General features: G+C 39.4%; 17 protein-coding genes and 1 other annotated feature. Of the genes, 14 read left to right on the forward strand and 3 right to left on the reverse strand.

The features are described from left to right. The first annotated feature begins 99 nt into the window (after positions 1 to 99). The 9 genes from RU93_RS07895 (at position 100) to RU93_RS07935 (ending at position 10,908) form a co-directional block, all read left to right on the forward strand. A complete protein-coding gene (locus tag RU93_RS07895) occupies positions 100 to 1,785 on the forward strand; it encodes a thiamine pyrophosphate-dependent enzyme (RefSeq protein ID WP_071875075.1) in 1,686 nt (561 codons plus the stop codon). A gap of 23 nt (positions 1,786 to 1,808) precedes the next feature. Next, entirely contained in the window at positions 1,809 to 2,711 is a 903-nt protein-coding gene (locus tag RU93_RS07900) for a sugar phosphate isomerase/epimerase family protein (RefSeq protein WP_071875076.1), read from the forward strand. Positions 2,712 to 2,726: 15 nt separating this feature from the next. Then, entirely contained in the window at positions 2,727 to 3,692 is a 966-nt protein-coding gene (locus RU93_RS07905) for a D-2-hydroxyacid dehydrogenase (RefSeq protein ID WP_071875077.1), read from the forward strand. A gap of 22 nt (positions 3,693 to 3,714) precedes the next feature. Then, positions 3,715 to 4,860 carry a glycerate kinase family protein gene (locus RU93_RS07910; RefSeq protein ID WP_071875078.1) on the forward strand — a complete coding sequence of 382 codons (1,146 nt, stop codon included), beginning with the start codon at positions 3,715 to 3,717 and terminating at the stop codon, positions 4,858 to 4,860. A gap of 19 nt (positions 4,861 to 4,879) precedes the next feature. Further along, positions 4,880 to 5,245 carry a cupin domain-containing protein gene (locus RU93_RS07915; RefSeq protein WP_071875079.1) on the forward strand — a complete coding sequence of 122 codons (366 nt, stop codon included), beginning with the start codon at positions 4,880 to 4,882 and terminating at the stop codon, positions 5,243 to 5,245. 346 nt (positions 5,246 to 5,591) lie between these two features. Next, positions 5,592 to 6,434 (forward strand): BglG family transcription antiterminator LicT, encoded by an 843-nt coding sequence (gene licT / locus RU93_RS07920; RefSeq protein WP_071875080.1) that lies wholly within the window; start codon positions 5,592 to 5,594, stop codon positions 6,432 to 6,434. Positions 6,435 to 6,440: 6 nt separating this feature from the next. Next, complete coding sequence (locus RU93_RS07925) at positions 6,441 to 8,330, forward strand: beta-glucoside-specific PTS transporter subunit IIABC (RefSeq protein WP_211272573.1); 1,890 nt, start codon at positions 6,441 to 6,443, stop codon at positions 8,328 to 8,330. Positions 8,331 to 8,358: 28 nt separating this feature from the next. Then, entirely contained in the window at positions 8,359 to 9,789 is a 1,431-nt protein-coding gene (locus RU93_RS07930; protein ID WP_071875114.1) for a glycoside hydrolase family 1 protein, read from the forward strand. A gap of 201 nt (positions 9,790 to 9,990) precedes the next feature. Further along, positions 9,991 to 10,908 carry a prenyltransferase gene (locus RU93_RS07935; RefSeq protein ID WP_071875082.1) on the forward strand — a complete coding sequence of 306 codons (918 nt, stop codon included), beginning with the start codon at positions 9,991 to 9,993 and terminating at the stop codon, positions 10,906 to 10,908. Between the two features lie 54 nt (positions 10,909 to 10,962). On the opposite strand, the gene RU93_RS07940 is transcribed toward RU93_RS07935, so the two are convergent. From RU93_RS07940 to RU93_RS07950, 3 genes are read right to left on the reverse strand one after another with little or no spacing between them, the layout of a single operon-like run. Then, positions 10,963 to 12,723 (reverse strand): ABC transporter ATP-binding protein, encoded by a 1,761-nt coding sequence (locus tag RU93_RS07940; RefSeq protein ID WP_071875083.1) that lies wholly within the window; start codon positions 12,721 to 12,723, stop codon positions 10,963 to 10,965. Beyond that, positions 12,716 to 14,479 carry an ABC transporter ATP-binding protein gene (locus RU93_RS07945; RefSeq protein WP_071875084.1) on the reverse strand — a complete coding sequence of 588 codons (1,764 nt, stop codon included), beginning with the start codon at positions 14,477 to 14,479 and terminating at the stop codon, positions 12,716 to 12,718. Before RU93_RS07945 ends, RU93_RS07940 begins: the two co-directional genes overlap by 8 nt. A 40-nt stretch (positions 14,480 to 14,519) precedes the next feature. Continuing rightward, a complete protein-coding gene (locus RU93_RS07950; protein ID WP_071875085.1) occupies positions 14,520 to 14,957 on the reverse strand; it encodes a MarR family winged helix-turn-helix transcriptional regulator in 438 nt (145 codons plus the stop codon). A gap of 288 nt (positions 14,958 to 15,245) precedes the next feature. On the opposite strand from RU93_RS07950, the gene RU93_RS07955 reads away from it, so the two are divergent. The 5 genes from RU93_RS07955 to RU93_RS07975 all read left to right on the forward strand — a co-directional run bounded on the left by RU93_RS07955 (position 15,246) and on the right by RU93_RS07975 (position 20,833). Next, the gene (locus RU93_RS07955) at positions 15,246 to 16,724 is read left to right on the forward strand and encodes a DEAD/DEAH box helicase (RefSeq protein WP_071875086.1); all 1,479 of its coding nucleotides are present in this window, start codon (positions 15,246 to 15,248) and stop codon (positions 16,722 to 16,724) included. A gap of 231 nt (positions 16,725 to 16,955) precedes the next feature. Then, positions 16,956 to 17,216, forward strand: coding sequence for a hypothetical protein (locus tag RU93_RS07960; protein WP_071875087.1), 261 nt, complete (start codon positions 16,956 to 16,958; stop codon positions 17,214 to 17,216). Between the two features lie 462 nt (positions 17,217 to 17,678). Next, positions 17,679 to 18,194: a hypothetical protein gene (locus RU93_RS07965; protein ID WP_071875088.1), complete on the forward strand. Its 516-nt coding sequence runs from the start codon at positions 17,679 to 17,681 to the stop codon at positions 18,192 to 18,194. Positions 18,195 to 18,216: 22 nt separating this feature from the next. After that, a complete protein-coding gene (locus RU93_RS07970; protein WP_071875089.1) occupies positions 18,217 to 19,509 on the forward strand; it encodes a coiled-coil domain-containing protein in 1,293 nt (430 codons plus the stop codon). 178 nt (positions 19,510 to 19,687) lie between these two features. Next, positions 19,688 to 19,914 (forward strand) — a binding site (T-box leader). A gap of 91 nt (positions 19,915 to 20,005) precedes the next feature. Beyond that, positions 20,006 to 20,833, forward strand: a complete 828-nt coding sequence (locus RU93_RS07975) for a MetQ/NlpA family ABC transporter substrate-binding protein (RefSeq protein WP_071875090.1) — start codon at positions 20,006 to 20,008, stop codon at positions 20,831 to 20,833. Positions 20,834 to 20,864 lie beyond the last annotated feature (31 nt).

Below are 20,864 nucleotides of genomic sequence, written 5' to 3' on the forward strand. Positions count from 1 at the left end.
TTGGGCCAAGCACACAAAGACAAAATATTTGTGAATATGATAACATGCATTTAAATGAAACGCAATACCACATAGTGAAACGAAAAAGGGGGAAACAATATGCAAGCAGCAGAAGCGATTGTACAAATTATGGTAAAAGAAGGAATAAAAGATGCCTTTGGAATTCCAGGGGCGGGGATTAATCCAGTTTATAAATATATGGAGAAAATCTCGATGAATCATTATTGTATGCGACACGAGGAAGCCTGTGTCCACGCAGCAGACGGCTATTATCGCGCAAAACATGACATTGCGTTGGCGATTTGTACGTCAGGACCGGGTGCAACGAATTTCGTAACGGGGCTTTACACCGCCTTTGCAGATTCGATTCCCGTATTGGCGATTACTGGACAAGCGAATAGTTGGCAATTAAAACAAGATGCTTTTCAGTCGGTCGATATGGTCAGCATTGCGTCAACCGTTTGTAAGAAAGTGTATTGTCCACTAGATGCCCAAGAAATTCCAAAAATCATGCAAGAAGCGTTTCACCTGATGCGTTCTGGTCGTCCTGGTCCAGTCTTAATTGACTTGCCGCTTGATATTCAACAAGTTGAGATTGATTTTGATATCAATCAATACGAGCCATTAACGGTTTCAAAACCACAGGCAGCTATTGATGAATTGCATGCGCTGTTAGACATGATTGAAGCAGCCCAGTCACCAGCAATTATTATGGGTGGTGGTGTTATTTTAGCAAAAGCAGAACAAGCCCTGATTGAATTTGCCGAAAGTTTGCAACTACCGATTATTCAAACGTATATGGCAAAAGGTGGCGTACCAATCGATCATCCACTCAATGCTGGACATGCGGGTATTCAAGTCGGGCAACCAATTGGCAATCGTGTTTTTCTCGATTCCGATTTAATTATCGGGATTGGTAATCGTTTCACCGATCGTCATACTGGGAATTTAGAAGTTTATCGTCGAGGTCGTCAATTTGTTCATATTGATATTGAAGCCACACAAATTGGGAAAGTTTTTCAACCGGATTTAGGGATTGTTTCGGATGCACAATATGCGTTAGAACAATTAAATGCATTGGTGAAAGAACGTAAGATGGGGGATCAACAACGCTTGGATGTCGCATCGTTACCACAATTAAGAAAAGAACTGGCACGCGAAACAAACTATAACCAAATTCCAATGATTCCACATCGTGTCTTCCAAGAATTAAATGAAGTGTTTGATGAGAATACGATTTTTACAGCGGGTTGTGGCATTACTCAAATTTGGAGTGGCCAATTGCAACAAATTAATCGTCCGCGTCGTTACTTACCTTCGGGTGGTGCCGGGACGCTCGGCTTTGAAGTACCGGCTGCATTTGGGGCAAAAGTGGCAGATCCAACAGCGATTAGCGTAAATGTTTTAGGTGACTTTGGGTTCACTTTTATGGGAGAAGAAATTGCGGTTGCAGCCGCTCATAACAAACCAATTATTACCGTTATCGTAAACAACGCCTATTTAGGGTTGATTCGTCAAAACCAAAAAATGGCTTATGGCTTTGAATATGGTGTCGATATGCCTTATAACCAAACAGGTTTAATCGACTATGTAAAAATTGCTGAAGGATATGGTTGTATCGGTGAACGGGTCTTTACCCCAACAGAACTCAGAGCCGCATTGGAGAGAGCTGTGGCTTCGAATCAAAGTTATGTAATCGATGCGATTTGTGAGCCAGAACAATTATGTGACATGGGTGTCGCGCTAGACAATATTCGTAGTTTTGCACCTGAAAAAACAGAGTAAAAAATAGAAAGGGACGAAAGAAAATGAATGCACAATTAGAAAAATATGTTGATTTGGGACTCATTCAATGGATGAGTTTTCCACCAAAAGACTATGATTTAGTGGAAACAATTAAAAAAGTAGTATGCGATGCCGACTTTCGAGCGATTGAAATCACACAAATTAAAGATGATGCCATCCGAAAAGAAGTCAGAGATTTATTGGCTCATTCAGGACTACGCGTTGGTTACGGTGCACAGCCGCGTCTCTTAGGACCTGGCTTAAATCCGAATGACTTAAATGAAGAAGGGCGCTTAAAAGCCGAACAAACGTTACTCGAAGCGGTCGATGAAGCAGAATATTTAGGTGCCAAAGGAATCGCCTTCTTATCAGGGAAATGGGAAGAAGCGACAAAAGAACAAGCGTATGCACAGTTGTTAAAAACAACGGTTAACGTCTGTCGTTATGCCGCAACAAAAAACATGATGGTTGAGCTAGAAGTTTTCGACTATGATATGGATAAAAAAGCACTAATTGGTCCAGCGCCACTAGCCGCACGCTTTGCAGGTGACGTTCGTACCTATTGTCCAAACTTTGGTCTAATTGTCGATCTTTCGCATTTTCCAACGACTTATGAAACAAGTAAATTTGTGATTCAAACAACGCGTCCTTATATTACACACTTGCATATTGGCAATGCGGTCGTAAAGCCAGGTTGTCAAGCATATGGCGATTTACATCCGCGTTTTGGCTTCCCAAATAGCGCCAATGATGTTCCTGAATTACTTGATTTTTTCCAAGTATGTAAACAGGAAGGACTCTTTAATCAAGCATCACCAATGATCCTTTCGTTTGAAGTGCTCCCACAAGAAGGGGAAGATGCGGATGTGATTGTCGCACAAACAAAACGTGTGATTCGTCGAGCTTGGGCTTTACTAGAAGACTAGAGGAGGAAAAGAAAAATGAAAATCATTGTACTTGATGGGTATACTGAAAATCCAGGAGATTTATCCTGGTCCGGGTTTGAACAACTTGGGGAGATAACGGTTTATGATCGTAGTAAACTAGCGGAAACAGCATTGATTGAACGCATTGGCGATGCGGAGATCGTGTTGACCAATAAAACGCCACTAAGCAAAACAGTGATTGATGCAGCACCAAACTTAAAATACATTGGGGTCTTGGCCACCGGTTATAACGTTGTTGATGTTGAAGCCGCGAAAGAAAAAGGCATTGTGGTGACGAATATCCCCACCTACGGAACGGAAGCGGTCGCACAGTTTACAATTGCTTTGCTACTCGAGATGTGCCACCATATAGGGGAACATTCGATGAGCGTCAAAAATGGCGATTGGGAAAAAAATGCGGATTGGTGCTACTGGCACTATCCTTTAGTAGAACTACTCAATAAGACATTAGGCATTATCGGATATGGTCGAATTGGGCAGCAGGTCGCACAAATAGCAAAAGCTTTCGGCATGAACGTGATCGCAGTCGACCAACAACATGCGATTCATTCAACACAAGAGGACGTTGAATTTGTCACAACGGATGAACTATTTGAGCGTTCAGACGTGATTAGTTTACATTGTCCACTTTTCCCTGAAACACAAGGAATGATTAATGCTGAAAATATTGCGAAAATGAAAGATGGCGTGATGATTGTGAATTCATCGCGGGGACCATTAATCAATGAAGCAGATCTAGCACAAGCCTTGAATGCGGGTAAAGTTGGAGCAGCAGCTGTGGATGTCGTTTCACAAGAACCCATTACGGCAGACAATCCTTTGCTCACTGCTAAAAATATGATTATTACACCGCACATTGCCTGGGCGACAAAAGAAGCACGCAGTCGTTTGATGGCGATTGCCGTGGAAAATGCGACCGCATTTATCGCGGGGAACCCTGTCAATGTCGTAAATGACTAAACAATAGAAAAGAGGAATTTATGTGAAAATCGTTATCGTAATGGACTCCTTTAAAGGAAGTGTCACGTCAATAGAAGCAGGGAAAGCCGCCAAAAAAGGGATTGAGGCGGCCTATCGCGAGCAGTCCCAACCTGAAATTAGCGTCTTACCGATTGCCGATGGCGGTGAAGGAACCATTGATGCGATTTTCCATCGCTTTTCCGAACAGATTCAAACAAGTACTGTTCAGGGGCCCATGCTTGGTCAAACAGTCTTGGCGAAACACGGGCAAATCGCGAAAAAAGTCGTACTTGAGATTGCCGAGACTTCCGGGATTACCCTCGTGGAAAAAGAGAAACTAAGTCCTTGGGAGGCGACGACTTATGGCTTAGGAGAAAAGATCAAGCAGTGCATTCAAGAAGGAGCCCGTCATTTTGTCATTGGACTTGGGGGGAGTGCCACAAATGATGCCGGTATTGGGATGTTACATGCGTTAGGCGTACGCTTTTTGGATCAATCTGGTCGTGAACTGGGTTATCGTTTAAAGGATTTAGACGGATTAGCTAGCATTGATGCAAGCCAAATCTTCCCGGAACTAAGCGATTGTAAGTTTGTCATCGCTAGCGATGTGACCAATCCGCTTTGTGGGGAGCAAGGAGCTACCGCTATTTTCGGTCCTCAAAAAGGAGTGAAAGCTTCAGACCAAGTGACGATCGATGCGTTACTCCAACGTTTTGCTCGGCTAACCGAAGAAGCAACGGAAACAACGATGAAAGAAGAGTCCGGAGCTGGAGCGGCTGGCGGCGTTGGTTTTGCTTTTCTTAGTTACTTACAGGCGACGATTGTCCCAGGATTTGATGAAATTGCACGCCATCTTCATTTGGAAGAGGAGATTCAAACGAGCGACCTCGTTGTGACGGGTGAAGGCTTACTTGATGCGCAGTCATTGATGGGGAAAGTCCCGGTATCTGTTGCTCGATTAGCTGACAAATACAATAAGCCAGTCATTGCTCTAGCCGGTGGGGTTTCAAAAGAGGCAAGGCAAAGTAACAACCAGGGAATTCAAGCCTATTTCCCTACGATTCAACGGATTGCGAGCGAACGTGAGATTTTAAGTAAAGAAACGACACTCGCTGCAATTGAAGCGACAGCAGAACAATTATTCCGTTTTGCACAATTATTTCAATAAAAATGAGAGGATGATTTGAATGGAGACGATGTTAAATCGCCGTTTATTTAGAATAGAAGAAGTTAGTCAATTTTGTGAACAAGAAGGAAAGAAAACCATTTTTTATGAAACGCCTAAAACAGCGGGTGCCGTTTGGTGTTTAAAACCTGGACAAAGTGTCTTTACGCATGCACATACAACGTCAGATGATTTGTGGATTGTTTTAAAAGGTACGGGTACTTTCTTCCCAGAGCCAGGTAAAGAAGTGACCATTACGAAAGGCGATATGGTCATCTCATACCCAGGAGAACAACATGGGATGAAAAATACCGGCGATGAAGATTTTGTTTTTGTCGGTGTCGCAGGACCGATGCCAATGGACCTCATTTGTTTTGATGACGAGTAGGATTTACAGTCGTCACTTCTCTTAGAGCAATAGAAAAACGAAAACCATTTTGCGGTATTTCTCATTTTCACCTCTTGCATCGTGAAATCAACTATGCTAACATAGGTCTAGAAAATAAGGATTGTAACTGGTAAAGCAGGCAAAACCTCAGAAAAAGACGTTTCCTTTTTAAGAAAGGAAGACGGCTTATTCTGTGGTGCCTGTTTTTTTGTTGTCTAAAAAGAGAAATGAAACCCTTAACGTCGTATATGCGTTGCTTTTTTAGGTATCAGAGCAAACTTTATTTTAAAAAATAATACGGAAATCAAGTAAGCGGTTAAAATCGCGAGTTGAAGGAGGTGGAGAAATGAAAATTGTGAAAGTGTTAAACAACAATGCTTTTTTGTCTTACGATGAACAAGGACAAGAAGTGATTGTGATGGGAATTGGGGTAGCCTTTGGTAAGAAGAATGGCCAAATGGCTGATTTAAAAGGACGTTATAAAATATTTTCAACGTCAGATTCAAAAATAAACGAACGATTTAAAGCGGTTTTTTCAGATATTTCCGAAGAGTATTTAGAAATTACGGAACGCATTATTTTTATTCTTGAAAAAGAATACGATAAAAAAATCGATGATATTGTGTATGTCTCTTTAACGGAGCACATTCATGGTGCAATTGAACGGCTAAAAAAGGGAATTGAAGTCAAGAATCCTTTACTGATGGATATTCGTCGATTATTTAAAGATGAATATGAAACCGGTTTGATGGCGTTAAAAGAGATTGAAGCGGTGTTTGGTCTAACCTTTATTGAAGACGAAGCCGCGTATATTGCACAACATTTGGTTAATGGCCAATTGGATCAGTTAGTGGATATTAACGACATGTCGAAGCTCATGCAAGAAATTATTAATATGATTAAATATACGTTTCGGATGGAGTTTAATGAAGATTCGATTTATTATCATCGTTTCGTCACGCATTTAAAATTCTTTGCCCAACGAATCATTGATGGCCAAGTTTATGTCAGTGAGAGTGATGATATTTTTGAAGTTTTTCGAAATAAATACACGGCGAGTTATGAATGTGTCGTCAAAATTGATCACTACTTACAAAAACATTATCATTATTCGTTAAATACAGATGAACAACTTTACTTAATTCTTCATATTGAAAAAATTACGAAGAATTCGCAAATTCAGTCATAGAAAAGGATGGTTACAATGGATGCTTCAAAAGTAGCAGAACAAATCTTAGTTAAATTAGGCGGTCAAGAAAATATCGTCAGCGTGGTTCATTGTATGACACGTCTGCGTTTTGTCTTAAAAGATGAAACAATAGTGGATGATCAAGCAGTTGAACAAATTCGTGGTGTCTTAGGCGTCATGAAAAAAAGTGGCCAATACCAAATCATCATCGGAAATGAGGTCAATGCCGTCTATAAAGAAGTCATCAAGCTCGGTCATTTTGGAGGTGAGACCGCAAACACACCACAACCAAATAAAAGCAAAATGAATCCTTTTTCCACCATTCTAGATGTGATTTCTAGTTGTATGGCACCAGTGATTCCAGCCTTAATTGGTGCGGCGATGATTAAAGTATTATTGACAGTGTTACCAATGATTGGTTGGTTAACAGAGTCGAGTCAAACCTATCAATTGTTGTCAGTTATTGGTGATGGCGCCTTTTACTTTATGCCTGTCTTGATTGCCATGTCAGCAGCTGAAAAATTTAAAACGAACGCCTACTACGCGGCGAGTTTAGCACTTATTATTTTACATCCCAATTTTGTTTCGTTAACAACGAATGCAAAAGACGCTGGCGAGACATTAGCGTTCTTTGGATTGATTCCTGTGACATATGCTTTTTACGCGTATTCCGTGATTCCGATTATTTTATCAGTGTGGCTTCTTTCTTATATTGAACCATTTGTCGATCGTATCACACCGAACGTCACTAAAAACTTCTTAAAACCAATGTTAGTTATGTTAATTACCGCCCCAATTGTGATGACGGTTGTCGGACCAATTGGCTCGATTTTAGGAAATGCCTTGTCTTCCTTCATTTATGGGATTCATGATGCGCTAGGGTTAGTGGCAGTTGGCTTGATTGCAGGGGTCTATCCGTTTATCGTAATGGCTGGTATGCATCATGCCTTTACGCCAATCAAATTAAGCATTATTGCGACGACAGGTTATGAGGCTTTTATCTGCATTGCGGAATTTTGTTCGAACATGGCGCAAGGTGCTGCTTCGTTAGCCGTTTCGATTAAATCGAAAAATAAAGATTTAAAACAAGTTGCTGGCTCTTCTGCTTTTTCTGCCCTTTTAGCGGGTATTACAGAACCCGCCTTATATGGCGTAACCTTACGCTTGAAAAAACCAATGCTCGGTGCAGCAATTGGTGCGATTAGTGGTGGTTTAGTTGGTGGATTCTTTGAATTAAAAGCTTTTGGTGTTGCAACACCAGCCTTGATTACGATCCCACAATACTTAGAAAAAGATCGTCCCATTTCGTTACTCTATATTTTAATTACGGCTGCGGTCACGATTGTCGTGTCATTTATTGCAACTTATTTAATTGGATTTGAAGATATCGTCGATGATCATTATGAAGAAGAAATCGAAAATGGGACAATTTCCACTTTAACAAAAATCAACAAGTTAGAAAGTCCAATGGCCGGAAAAGTGATCCCACTAAGTGAAGTCAATGATAAAACCTTTGCTGGAGAACTATTAGGAAAAGGGTTGGCGATTGTGCCGACAAAAGGCGAAGTTGTCGCACCTTGTGATGGAACGATTGATGTATTTTTTGAAACGGGACATGCAATAGGCTTAAAAACTGATAATGGTGCCGAGATTTTGATTCATGTTGGTTTAGAGACAGTGAACTTGAATGGTCAATACTTTACGCCTGCAGTTAAAGTAGGAGAAAAAGTTAAAAAAGGTGATCGCATCCTCACTTTCGAATTAGAAGCTATTGTGGCAGCTGGATATGATATTACGACACCGATTGTGATCACCAACTCGCATGATTATCTAGAAATTACGGTTGCGCGTCAAGGAAATGTCGAAGCACTAGAAGAAATTTTAACGATTATATAAGGAGGATTCAAAATTGAAACCATTACAAATGCCTGATACTTTTTTATGGGGAAGTGCTTCTGCCGCTTACCAAATCGAAGGGGCTGCTCAAGAAGCTGGGAAAGGAATCTCAAACTGGGATGAATTTGTAAAAATCCCAGGGAAGACCTTTAAAGAATCGACGGGCGAAGTCGCAGTCGATCATTATCATCGTTACAAAGAAGACGTCGCATTAATGGCCGAAATGGGTTTGCAAACGTATCGCTTTTCGATTGCTTGGGCCCGTATTTTTCCAAAAGGTCATGGTGAGGTGAACCTAGAGGGTGTCCAATTTTATACAGAGTTGATTGATGAATGTTTGAAATATGGGATTGAACCGATGGTGACGTTATATCACTGGGATATTCCTCAAGCTTTAGTGGAAGAATATGGCGGCTGGGAAAGTCCAAAAGTCGTGGAAGATTTTGTCCATTACGCGACATTCCTATTTAATCAATTTAAAGGTAAAGTAAAGTATTGGATTACGATAAATGAACAGAACATCTTTACGACCTTTGGCTGGCTGACAGCGATGCACCCACCAGGAAAATTTGACGATGAAAAAATGTATTATCAAGTGAATCATCATGTTTTTCTAGCACATGCAAAATCAGTCCTTGCGTTTAAGGAAATCATGCCTGAAGGAAAAATAGGAGCGAGCTTTGCATATAGTCCAAGTTACGCCTTGAATAGTGATCCGATTCATGCAATGGCAAAAATGGATTTTGATAATTTAAAGAATTTTTGGTGGATGGATGTCTATGCCTACGGTCGCTATCCAAAAAATGCCTATCACTATTTAGAACAAAAAGGTGTGGCACCAATCGTGACAGAAGCCGATCAAACAATCTTGAAACAAGCAGCAGCTTTGATTGATTTTATGGGTGTCAACTATTATCAAACAAGTGTAGCTGAATATAATCCAATCGATGGCGTCGGTCCATATGGCGAGATGAATACGACAGGTAAAAAAGGAACCGGACAAGTAACAGGTATTCCAGGTTTATACAAAAATCCAACGAATACGCACTTGAAAACAACCGATTGGGACTGGGTAATCGATCCGTCCGGGTTGCGTTATGCATGTAAAGAAATCACCAGTCGTTATGATTTACCGATTGTGATTTCAGAGAATGGACTTGGAGCGTTTGATACGTTGACTGATACTCAAGAGATCCACGATGCTTACCGGATTGAGTACTTATCAAAACACATTGAAGAATTAATGAAAGCTTCAGAAGAAGGCTGCGAAATTTGGGCGTATTGTACATGGTCGTTCACTGACTTATTAAGTTGGTTAAATGGGTATCAAAAACGGTACGGATTTGTCTATGTCGATCGCGATGAAGTGGGTGGAAGCTTGAATCGTTATAAAAAGGATAGCTACTATTGGTATAAAGAAGTCATTGAAACAAATGGACAATCAATCACGGTAAAATAAATCAAACTCAGGAGTGAAAATGCTCCTGAGTTTTTTCATGATTTTGAAGTGTAGGAAGTAGAATACCAACAACATTTGGAAATGTAAAAGTTGTTTGTGTCCATTCTCAGCGTGACGTCACCTTGAGCCTAAAATATGGGAAATCAAGGAGATTATGTTATAATACGCTAGCACTATTGAGAGAACTTGGAGGAATGAGTCATGCGTTTTAAACAATTTTGGGAATTAGCAGAAGTGTATACTGCGCCCTTAAATTTATTTTTAATCTTACTGGGAGCGTCGTATGCGCAGTTTCAGTTTGACACTAACTTAAATGGTCCATTTGTTATTTATCTTTTCATTATTTTACTTTTTCATGTGGCTGTTAATATTTTTAACAACTACATGGATTACCAGAATGCTTCGGATGACCATTCGTATAAGGTAAAGACGAATATTATTGGTCGAGAAGGCTTATCGTTGAAAACCGTCCGCAACTACTTTTACTTTTTCATGACACTTTCGACGCTGTTTGGCTTGTGGTTAGTCACGTTGACGAGTATCTGGGTCGTGATTCCAGGGATTATCGGCTTTTATATTGGTTTATTCTATTCGACAGGCCCCAGACCATTAAACAGTTTACCGATTGCCGAAACCATTACTTCACTAGCTAGTGGTTATCTTGTCCCGCTAGTAGCACTGTATGTTTTGCTGGCTTCGACACAAGAGCCGTTCACGTTGGCAGTAGCGTTGCGTTTTTTACTTGTCTGTTTGCCGCTCGTTTTCATGATGTTCAACAATTTAATTGCGAATAATACATGTGATTTGGAAGAAGATATTGTAAACGGGCGCCGGACACTCGTTTATTATCTTGGCAAAAAGCGTGCGACCGTGTTCCTTAAAGCCAACCTTCTTATCAGCTTTTTGTGTTTACCTCTGGTTGTTTTTCTAGGGCTTGCGCCATGGACTGTTCTCCTTTTAGGATTGAGTTTACCAAAGCTCATGCGAGGATTGACTCCTTATATGGCGCTGCAAGATAAACAAAAGACGTTCCCAATTGTCTTAAAAACGATGTCGGTCGTGATGATTGGCTATCCAACACTTTACTTTTTGGGGACCGTTCTTTCCTATTGGTTCTAAGTTCTTTGATAGCACACGAAAAAAAGCAGGAGATAAATTCTCCTGCTTTTTTTGTTAGCCTTTAGAAAACTGGCTGTTATAGAGGTCGGCGTAAAAGCCGTTTTGACGCATCAAGGCTTCGTGATTGCCTTGTTCGATAATATCGCCGTGGTTCATGACTAAAATATTATCGGCATTGCGAATGGTTGACAAGCGGTGAGCGATAACGAAAGAAGTTTTGCCTTCCATTAATTTGTCCATCGCTTTTTGAATTAACTCTTCCGTTCTTGTATCAACGGAGCTTGTTGCTTCATCTAAAATTAACATTGGTGCTTGTTTAATTAAGGCACGCGCAATCGTCATTAATTGTTTTTGTCCAACAGACAGTTCCACACTATCATCTAAAATCGTATCATAGCCCTTTTGTAAGGTCGTAATGAAGTGGTGCAAGCCAACCGCTTTACAAGCATCGACAACAGCTTCATCCGAAACGTCTTTTTGGTTGAAAATTAAATTTTCTTTGATTGTTCCTTCAAATAACCATGTGTCTTGTAAGACCATACAAAATTGATCATGCACTTCTTCGCGGCTCATCTCGTGAATCGATTTGCCATCAATGCGAATGTCACCTTGATTAATTTCGTAAAACTTCATTAATAAGTTGACGATGGTTGTTTTCCCAGCGCCGGTTGGTCCGACAATGGCAATCTTGCTACCAGGTGTCGCCTCAACAGAAAAGTCATTGATAATCATTTGATCGGGGTTATAACTAAAGCTAACATTTTCAAAGACAACATGTCCATCTGTTTGCGTTAATTGACGCGTCTTAGTCGCTTCATTAGTCATTTCTTCTTCACCTAAGAATTCAAAGACACGGTTTAATGCAGCACTAGCCGATTGTAAATTCCCAAAAGCTTGAGCCAATTGAGATAATGGATTCGTAAAAATACGAACATAAATCATAAACGCAACAATGACACCAAAGGTAATCGTGCCATTAAGCGCTAAAATCGAGCCGACCACACAGACCATGACGTAACCAAAGTTCCCAATGAAGCCCATCATCGGCATCATGATTCCAGAAAGGAACTGTGCCCGCCAAACACTGCCATATAAATCCATGTTTAGTTCTTCAAAGTTGTCTTGCACTTGTTTTTCGGCATTGTAAGTTGTAATCACGCTATGACCAGAATAGATTTCTTCTGCATAACTCGAAATCGCTCCAAGCTTGACTTGTTGCGCGATGAAATGTTTTTGTGAAGTAGCCAAAATCACCGCTACGACCGCAAAACCTGCGAGAGAAGAGATAATAACGGTTAGACTAAGACGCCATTCACTATTGAACATCATGATAATTGAACCGACTAGTAACGTAACGGACGGTGCAAGCGTCGCAAGACTTTGACTAAGGGATTGACCAACAGTATCTAGGTCATTTGTGACACGACTAAGCGTATCCCCTTGTTTGTGTGAATCAAAATAACGTAGTGGCAATCGATCAATTTTCTCGGATACGTGACGTCGTAATTTTTTAGAGAAATTTTGGGTAATCGTCGTAATAATATAACCTTGTAAGTACGTCATGATTGCCCCAATGAGATAAATAATCACTAAGAACGTCGCAATGCTTTTGATTTTATCTGTATCGATTGTGCCGCTTAATCCAGTGGCAATTGTGTCAGTAATTTCGCTTAAACGGTCAGGACCTAAAATCGTTGTAATACTTCCAATGGTTGCAAAAATAACCGCCAACACAAAAGGAAGAGTATATGAACCAGCATATTTTTGGATGTTGGCCCAAGTTAAATGGCTTTGGGTTTCTTTTTTCTTACTCATTAACTAATTCCTCCTTCGATAATTGTGAATAGGCAATTTCTTGATAGACTTCGTTGTCTTTTAGTAATTCTTGGTGGGTTCCTTTACCGACAATGCGTCCTTCATCTAAAACAATAATCAAGTTCGCATCCATAATCGTGCTAATGCGTTGTGCGACGATTAATTTAGTCGTTTGTGGCAAACGTTCTTTTAAAATGCCTCGTAATTTCTTATCGGTTTGATAATCAAGAGCAGAAAACGAATCATCAAAGAGTAAAATTTCAGGCTGACGGGCAATGACTCTGGAAATCGCCAGACGTTGTTTTTGTCCACCAGAAAAGTTGCTGCCGGCTTGGGCAACAGGGGCTGCAAGTTGACCTTCTTCATTTTCGACGAAGTCTTTGGCTTGAGCAATTTCTAATGCCTCAAAGATCGCAGTGTCATCAAGTGGTGTAGCGGCACTCGTTCCTAATTCCATGTTTGAACGGATATCGCCTGCAAAAAGGACTGGTTTTTGAGGAATATACCCAATAATATTGTTTAACGTTTCGTGGTCAAAGTTTTTGACATTTTGACCGTTAATCACAATTTCACCTTTAGTGGTGTCAAATAGGCGCGGAATCAGTTTTAGAATCGTACTTTTTCCACTACCAGTTGAACCGATAAAGGCAACCGTTTCACCGGTATTGGCCGTGAACGTAATGTCGTTTAACACAGATTCGGCTGCATTTGGATAAGCAAACGTCACATTTTTAAACTCCACGGTTCCTTTTTTCGGTAATTCTGTCATTTTTTCTTTCGTAAAGGTCACAGAAGAAAAGAGGTCTAAGACTTCATTAATCCGATTGGACGAAACGATTGCTCGCGGTAAGATGAAGAAAATCATTGTCATCATCATGAAGCCCATTACGACTTGCATCGCATAAGCGGTGAAAACGACCATATCAGAAAACAAGCTAATTTTGTCGGCACCCAGTGCATTTTGAATTAAAAACGCACCAATCACATAGACAGCTAAAGTCAACCCGGAAGAAACGAGCGTCATCACTGGATTTAAGATGGACATCATGCGTCCTGTAAATAAGTTAACTGCTGTCAGTTCTTCATTGGCTTTTTCGAATTTTTCTTCTTGATAGCCTTTTGCATTATATGCTCGGATGACACGTAGTCCGGTCAGACTTTCGCGTGTCACGCTATTTAAATTATCGGTCAGTTTTTGAATCATCGCAAACTTCGGACGAACAAAAATCATTAAAATACTAATAGTAAATAGTAAGAAAATGACCGCAACTGCTGTCGTAGCAGTCCATTCCCAACTTTTATTCGAAATTTTAGTAATCGCCCAAATGGCTGTAATGGGTCCTTTAATAATGACTTGAAGTCCCATTGCGATTAACATTTGAATTTGGGTTAAATCATTTGTTGTTCTTGTAACCAGGCTCGGCACTGAAAAATGCTGAATTTCGTTCGTAGAATAATTGGTAACCCGGTTAAATAATTCTCGGCGTAAACGAGTGATTAATCCGGCTGCAATGCGAGCGGCGAAGAAACCGACTAAAATCGCAGAAGCAAAACTTAATAACGAAAGCCCAATCATTGTAAATCCAGGTTTTAAGATATCCGCTGTAACGGTTCCTGGTGTTTGTAAAAGAGTGGTGATTTCAGCCATGTACGAGGGAATTTTAAGTTCTAGATTCACTTGTACTAGGATAAAAATGATGCTAAGTACAAAAAGGAGTCTTTCTCCGGTACTTGATCGTTTGAAAATTCTAAACATAACTGTCGTTCCTCCTAAAAAATGTCTTAATCAACTAAAATTATTGGATATTTTTTTTCATTTTTTCCACAACTTGCAAAAACGTTGCGATTTCATCTTCGGTTAAATCTTGCTGTAAGGTCTTTTCAATATCTTTTAGCACATGTTTGATTTGTTTAACGCTATCGATGGCTTTATCAGTTAAGATAATTTGATTCCGACGTTTATCTTTTGACGAGACGCGACGTTCAACCAATCCACTTTTTTCCATTCGATCAAGTAATTGACTCGCAGTTGGTTTGCGAATCGATAATTCTTCTTCGATATCTTTTTGGTGAATTTCTCGTAGATGGTTCCTCGAAATAAAATGGATGACCATTGCCTGTGGATGAGAAATATTTTCGATATCGTTTTGAATGGCTTCGTGATCGATTTTTCGACTCAATAAAATCGATAATTCGCGGATATGAAAGCCGAGCGCTCCTTGATGATTGTCCATGTTCATCCTCCTAATATAGTTAACGCACTAACTATATTATCTATCTTCGAAAAAAATGTCAATCAATATGAAAAAATTAAATGAAAGAAAATGAAAATGTGAGGTGTCAAGCAACCAAAAAAGGAAGAAAAAGCCAATAATAGGGGATTTTCGCATTAAAAAAATTTCCTTTTCGTGTAATATTTGGTAAACCGTGTTACACTATTGAAGCGAAAAAAATAATAATAGTATTAAGCAAGGCGCAGAAAATCTGTTGTGAACTTGTTTAATAGAAGGATGTTAAATTAAATGAGTCAAAACCGATTTTCAGAATACCCGTTGGATGAATCGATTGTAGAGTCCCTATCCGTCTTAAAATATACGGATCCAACCCCTGTACAACGAGAAGTCTTGCCGCTACTGCTTAATAAAAAAGATGTGATTGTCCGCTCGCAAACAGGGAGTGGAAAAACTGCCGCATTTGGCATTCCATTATGTCAATTAGTGGATTGGGAAGAACGCGCGCCACAAGCCTTGGTCTTAACGCCAACGAGAGAACTTGCGACACAAATTAAAGATGAAATATTTAATATCGGACGTTACAAACGCTTGAAAGTGGAAGCCTTATTTGGGAAAACGTCTTATCAAACGCAAGTCAAAAATTTAAAGCAACGCACTCATATTGTGGTGGCGACACCAGGACGTTTATTTGATCATATTGAACGAGGAACGATTGATTTAAGTCAAATTAAAACATTAATTATTGACGAAGCGGATGAAATGTTTGCGATGGGATTCATTGATCAAGTCGAAGATATTTTACAGGAGTTACCGCAAAATCGCACGACAGCCTTATTTTCAGCGACAATGCCAGATGCCGTTAAAAAATTAACGGAGCACTTTTTGAAACACCCGAAATACGTCGAAATCACGGATACTGACCAATCGAAAAAACGGATTCGCCAGCAATATATTCGCGTGGAAGATGAAGATAAATTAGCAACCTTAAAAGATTTATTAATCGTTGATAATCCAGACAGTAGTATTCTTTTTTGTAATACGAAAGTGATGGTCGAACGGTTAATGAAAGAACTAGATCGCGCGGATATTAAAGTCGATATGCTCCATGGTGGCATGGAACAACGAGACCGTACCCAAGTCATTAATGATTTTAAACGGGGCTATTTCCGTCACTTGGTCGCAACCGATGTCGCTGCTCGTGGAATTGATGTGGCGGATATTGCGCTCGTCGTGAATTACGATTTACCAGATAAACCAGAAACCTACGTCCATCGTATTGGTCGGACGGCTCGTTTTGAAAACAAAGGGAAGACCCTTTCGTTAGTTAATCCACGTGATCGTGCATCATTTGCAGCGATTCGCGAAGCACAAGGGGATGTGTTAGAAGAAATTCCTCGTCCAAGTCGAGCAACGGTGGATAAATACCGATTAGACTTTGAACAAAAACAACGAAAAAACCCAATGATTCGTAAAGAAAAAGGGCTAGATTTCAAAGAAGATATCATGAAAATTCATATCAATGCCGGTAAGAAAACAAAAATGCGACCAGGCGATGTAGTAGGCGCAATTTGTAATGTTGAAGGTGTTACGGGCGACGATATTGGCGTCATTAACTTAATGGATGTGTCCACATTTGTCGAAATATTAAATGGCAAAGGCGAAAAAGTCCTCAAAGCGCTTCAGTCAACGCCAATTAAAGGCCGCAAACGACGCGTCAGCCGTTCGAATGAGAGTGAATACGAACGCGATTTACGCAACGGTTATTAAGAAAGAAATGGCTAACAGCAACAAACTCTTTTATCAGAGGTTTTGTTGCTGTTTTTTAGCATCTAAACGAGTGAGGTGAAAGAGGAGGAAAAGACAATGTCAGTCTGAGAATCAGAGGAGGATTTTGAATGATAAAAACTTAATGAATAAGAAAAGTGACAAATAGACCTTGCACTGAAACCGGTTTTATACGTTATACTTTCATTACTTTAAGAGAAAGAGGGGTTCATCATGCAAACATATCTTAGAATTGGACAAACCTATCTATTCGCTCAAATACAAATTACTGATAACCAACTTTTTATTCACAGTCACCAAGGCATCCGTCAAGCAATCGAGCGGAAAATAGATTTGTCTCGCATTGATTGTCTCTATAAAGCACCATTTTTTGGAAGCGAGCAAATTTATTTTTCTTATGAAGGCGAACACTACTGGATTTATGAAGCAGGATTAGGGGTACAGGATTATTTAAAGAATCATTTGGTCAATTAATCTTCCTGTGTGAGGCGTATGTCAAATCAAGTGTGATGATTCGAAATGGGTGATAAATTAGCTGCATAAGGATTCTCTTAACTTCTATTTTCTAGGAGATAGTGGACGATAGTTTGTCCCATCAATTAAAAAGCTTACTAAAGTACATGGCATTTGAGATAAAAATAAGAAATGACAGTCATTCTCCGTTTTATTCAGTCAGTAGTTGACTAACAACACATGTGTTTTGTACAAGAAATAGAAAAATGAACGACTAGAAAAAAATATGGCTAATGTCGATCACACTTATTAATAAATATCATTATTAATGGCATCTGAATCCTGTAAAAGAGGTTCAGATGCCTCTTTTGTTTAAAAGTAGAAACTAGATAAATTATTATCGTTATTTTTTATTTGCCATTGTCACGTGCTTGTGAAAAGGATATGATAAAAAAGATATTATTTAGTTGGGGGGATTTTGTTGTGAGTGAGTATTATCATATTCTATCGTTGTATCAACAACATCGACGGTACGAAAGGAAATTATTTTTATTTTCACTCGTACTACTCGTTGTTACTAGTCTGTTTGTTTTTGGTGATTTTGTTCGAATGAATCCATTTTTTATCTACCTTATTGCAATGGGAATCACTTTTTATTATGCTTCCCGAATTAGAGTTGAAGGTAAAAATTATCAGCACTTAAAAACCTTTTTAAGGAAATATGATCCAGAGATATTGAATCATGAATTATTAGTCTTTTTTATTGATTATCAATTGACGAATTATTTTGCAGACGAATTCGGAGAGTTACTGAAAAGATTAAAAGATGATGATCTTACAAATGATGAAAAAGCTTTTGAGAATTTAGAAACAATGATAACTGAGATAAAAAAATACTATGAATATCTTTCGATTGATCATCAACATGAGGAAGAAGTCGAATTGTCTTTGCAATGGTATAAAGAGTCGATCGAAAAGCGCAAACAAGATTTGTTGTAGAGAAAGATAGGAGGGAAGTAAAGTGAAATTAAGACGAGACTTAATAGGAATTGCGCTCACTTTTTTAACTGCGGGGACGATTGCCACTAACGCGAATGCTCAAGCATATCAAGAAGTCTATGAGGAACATCAAGTACAGGAAACACAGATAAAAAAAGTGTTTGAATCAGAGTTTATTTCAAACGATGATCGCGAAAGACTTTTAACTGGAATCGACCGAATCAATAAAGCACAAGAGCAATCTAACAGACGAAACATAAGAGAAATGTTAGCTGAAGAAGAGAGCCAGCTAGCGGAGGTAAAACAACATCTAGTCGCGAATGAAGCAAGGGTAGCTCAATCTGAAAGCGACAAATTAGCGGAAAAACTTAAAAAGCTAGAGGAAAAAAGTAAAGAACCCTTTGTCTTAGATGAAGATGTCCAACAAATTAAAGAATTTAATGATCGATTAGTAGCGTTAACGCAAACAAAAAAAGTAGACCCTGTTCGTGCTGTCGCAGATGAAGTAGCGTTATTTACTACCAAAATGAACCTGAATCAATCTTCATTAATTGAATTAGTAGAAGAGCTGAAAGGTTTCAATCAGTCATCAGCAGAATTATTGAAGAAAAAATATCTTTCAAAAGATGAAAAGCAATTATTAACGCAAGATCAAAAAGTAAATACACTATTTTTTGAAGATGCTGATAATATGACACACGTGAAAGAACAAAAAGAAGCCTCGCAAAAATTAATTGAGTCGTTACAACAGAAACAAGCAGCGATACAAAAAGATTTTGATACTAATGAGACACAGGTAAAAGAACTAGTAAAATCAGTCGATGCTTTGTTAGCTCAAGGAGATTTGATTTCAGAAGAAAAAGAATCATTAACAAAAGAAAAAGACATCCTGAATCAAGCACTAAAAATGATTGATTATCAACCAGGTGATTTAGGAGAAAAGTACACCTTATCAAACAAAACGTACCATGATGCTCGCAAAAAAAGTGATGGACGAATTGCTGAAGCAAAGAAAAAAGCAGAAGAAGAGGCAGCCAAAAAAGCGGCTCAAGAAAAAGCCTTACGTGAAGCAGCAGCGGAAGAAGCGGCGCGACAACAAGCAGCAGCTCAATCTCAAGCGAGCAATCATGCGTCACCACCTGCTGCAACCGTTTCAGGAGGTTGGCACCAAGCTCCTGCAGGATATAAGTATTTAAAAGTAGAAAGTGGTTTAACCTATGGACAAGTCAAAAATCCCAATAATTTTAGCTTGATTACAGTGGAGGAAGCGGCTAATTATCGAGCAGGACATGGGAATGGATCGGCCAAGCAGTAATAATTCCATCATTTTTTCTTGGCAAGAAATTATGGGAAGGAATAACGATCATATAAGGGAAATGCGAATAGGCTTATTGAGAAACTGATACGTACTTCACCAGCAGTATTTTGAAGCAAAAAAATTGATTTCCTAGAACAAATTTAGTAAGATGAGTTAAGTCTAATCTTAATTTAATCTAAAACCAATGAAGAGAAGAGTAATTTTTATCCACTTTTGAAGAGAGGTTCCGTTTGGTGAAAGGGACTAAAGGGGAAAGAATGAAGATGGTCTCGGAGGTGAGTCGGCTGATAGGTAAGCCGCTTCGATTTGTTCGATCGTTATCTCGAACGCTATTTCTTCGGAGATAGTTGAGGAAAGCATTGCTTTCAAACAAAGGTGGTACCACGATGACTCGTCCTTTATCAGAAATATTTTTTTCTGATAAAGGACTTTTTTTATTGGTTTGACGAGGATTTAAGAGTAGAAATTATCGGAACAAACAAGGGGGAGCAAGATGAGTAAAAGGTTAAAGTATGTGGTTGGCGTAATCGCAGTTTTGAGTAGTGTGGTGCTACTAGGTGGTTGTGCGTCAAAAGAGTCAAATGAAGAGGTTGTGGAAGAAACGGTTCGTTTAGGCGTCGTCGGTGAAATTAATGAACCGTGGGAATACGTTCAAAAAGAATTGAAAAAAGAAAATATTCATTTAGAACTGGTGAAATTTACGGATTATCGCCAACCTATCACCGCGCTTGAAGATGGCTCGATTGATTTGCATTCCGCTTTAACGGAAATTTTCATGGATAATATCAATGAAGAAGCAGGATATACGAATACAACAATTGCGTATACGACGCTTAATCCATTAGGCATCTATTCTGAAAAAATTGAGGACATTGCCCAATTGGAAGACGGGGCGGCGGTCGCGATTCCAAATGATGTGTCAAATGAAAGTCGCGCATTATTGTTGCTACAAACAGCGGGACTCATTGAACTTGACGAAAGTAAAGGTTATTTACCGAGCGTATCCGATATTACGAGTAATCCAAAACAGTTGGAGTTTAAATCATTAGAGTCGAATCAAACAGCACGCGCGCTCCAAGATGTCACGATTTCATTAGTAAATAACGGCATGGCAGTTGATGCAGGACTCGTTCCAACAGAAGATGCGATTTATTTAGAACCTGTTTCTGAAACATCGACACCGTATTATAATGTCATCGCCGCACGCGCAGAAGAAAAAGATTCGGAATTGTATCAAAAAGTGGTGGCAGCTTATCAAACGGAGGCCGTTAAAGAAGTCATTGCAGAAAGCTCGAAAAAATCAAGTATTCCTGTTTGGTAGAAGAATCAAAGGAAACGACAGTAAAATCAGA

It is taken from the genome of Enterococcus aquimarinus, assembly GCF_001885765.1.
Taxonomy (GTDB): domain Bacteria; phylum Bacillota; class Bacilli; order Lactobacillales; family Enterococcaceae; genus Enterococcus_I; species Enterococcus_I aquimarinus.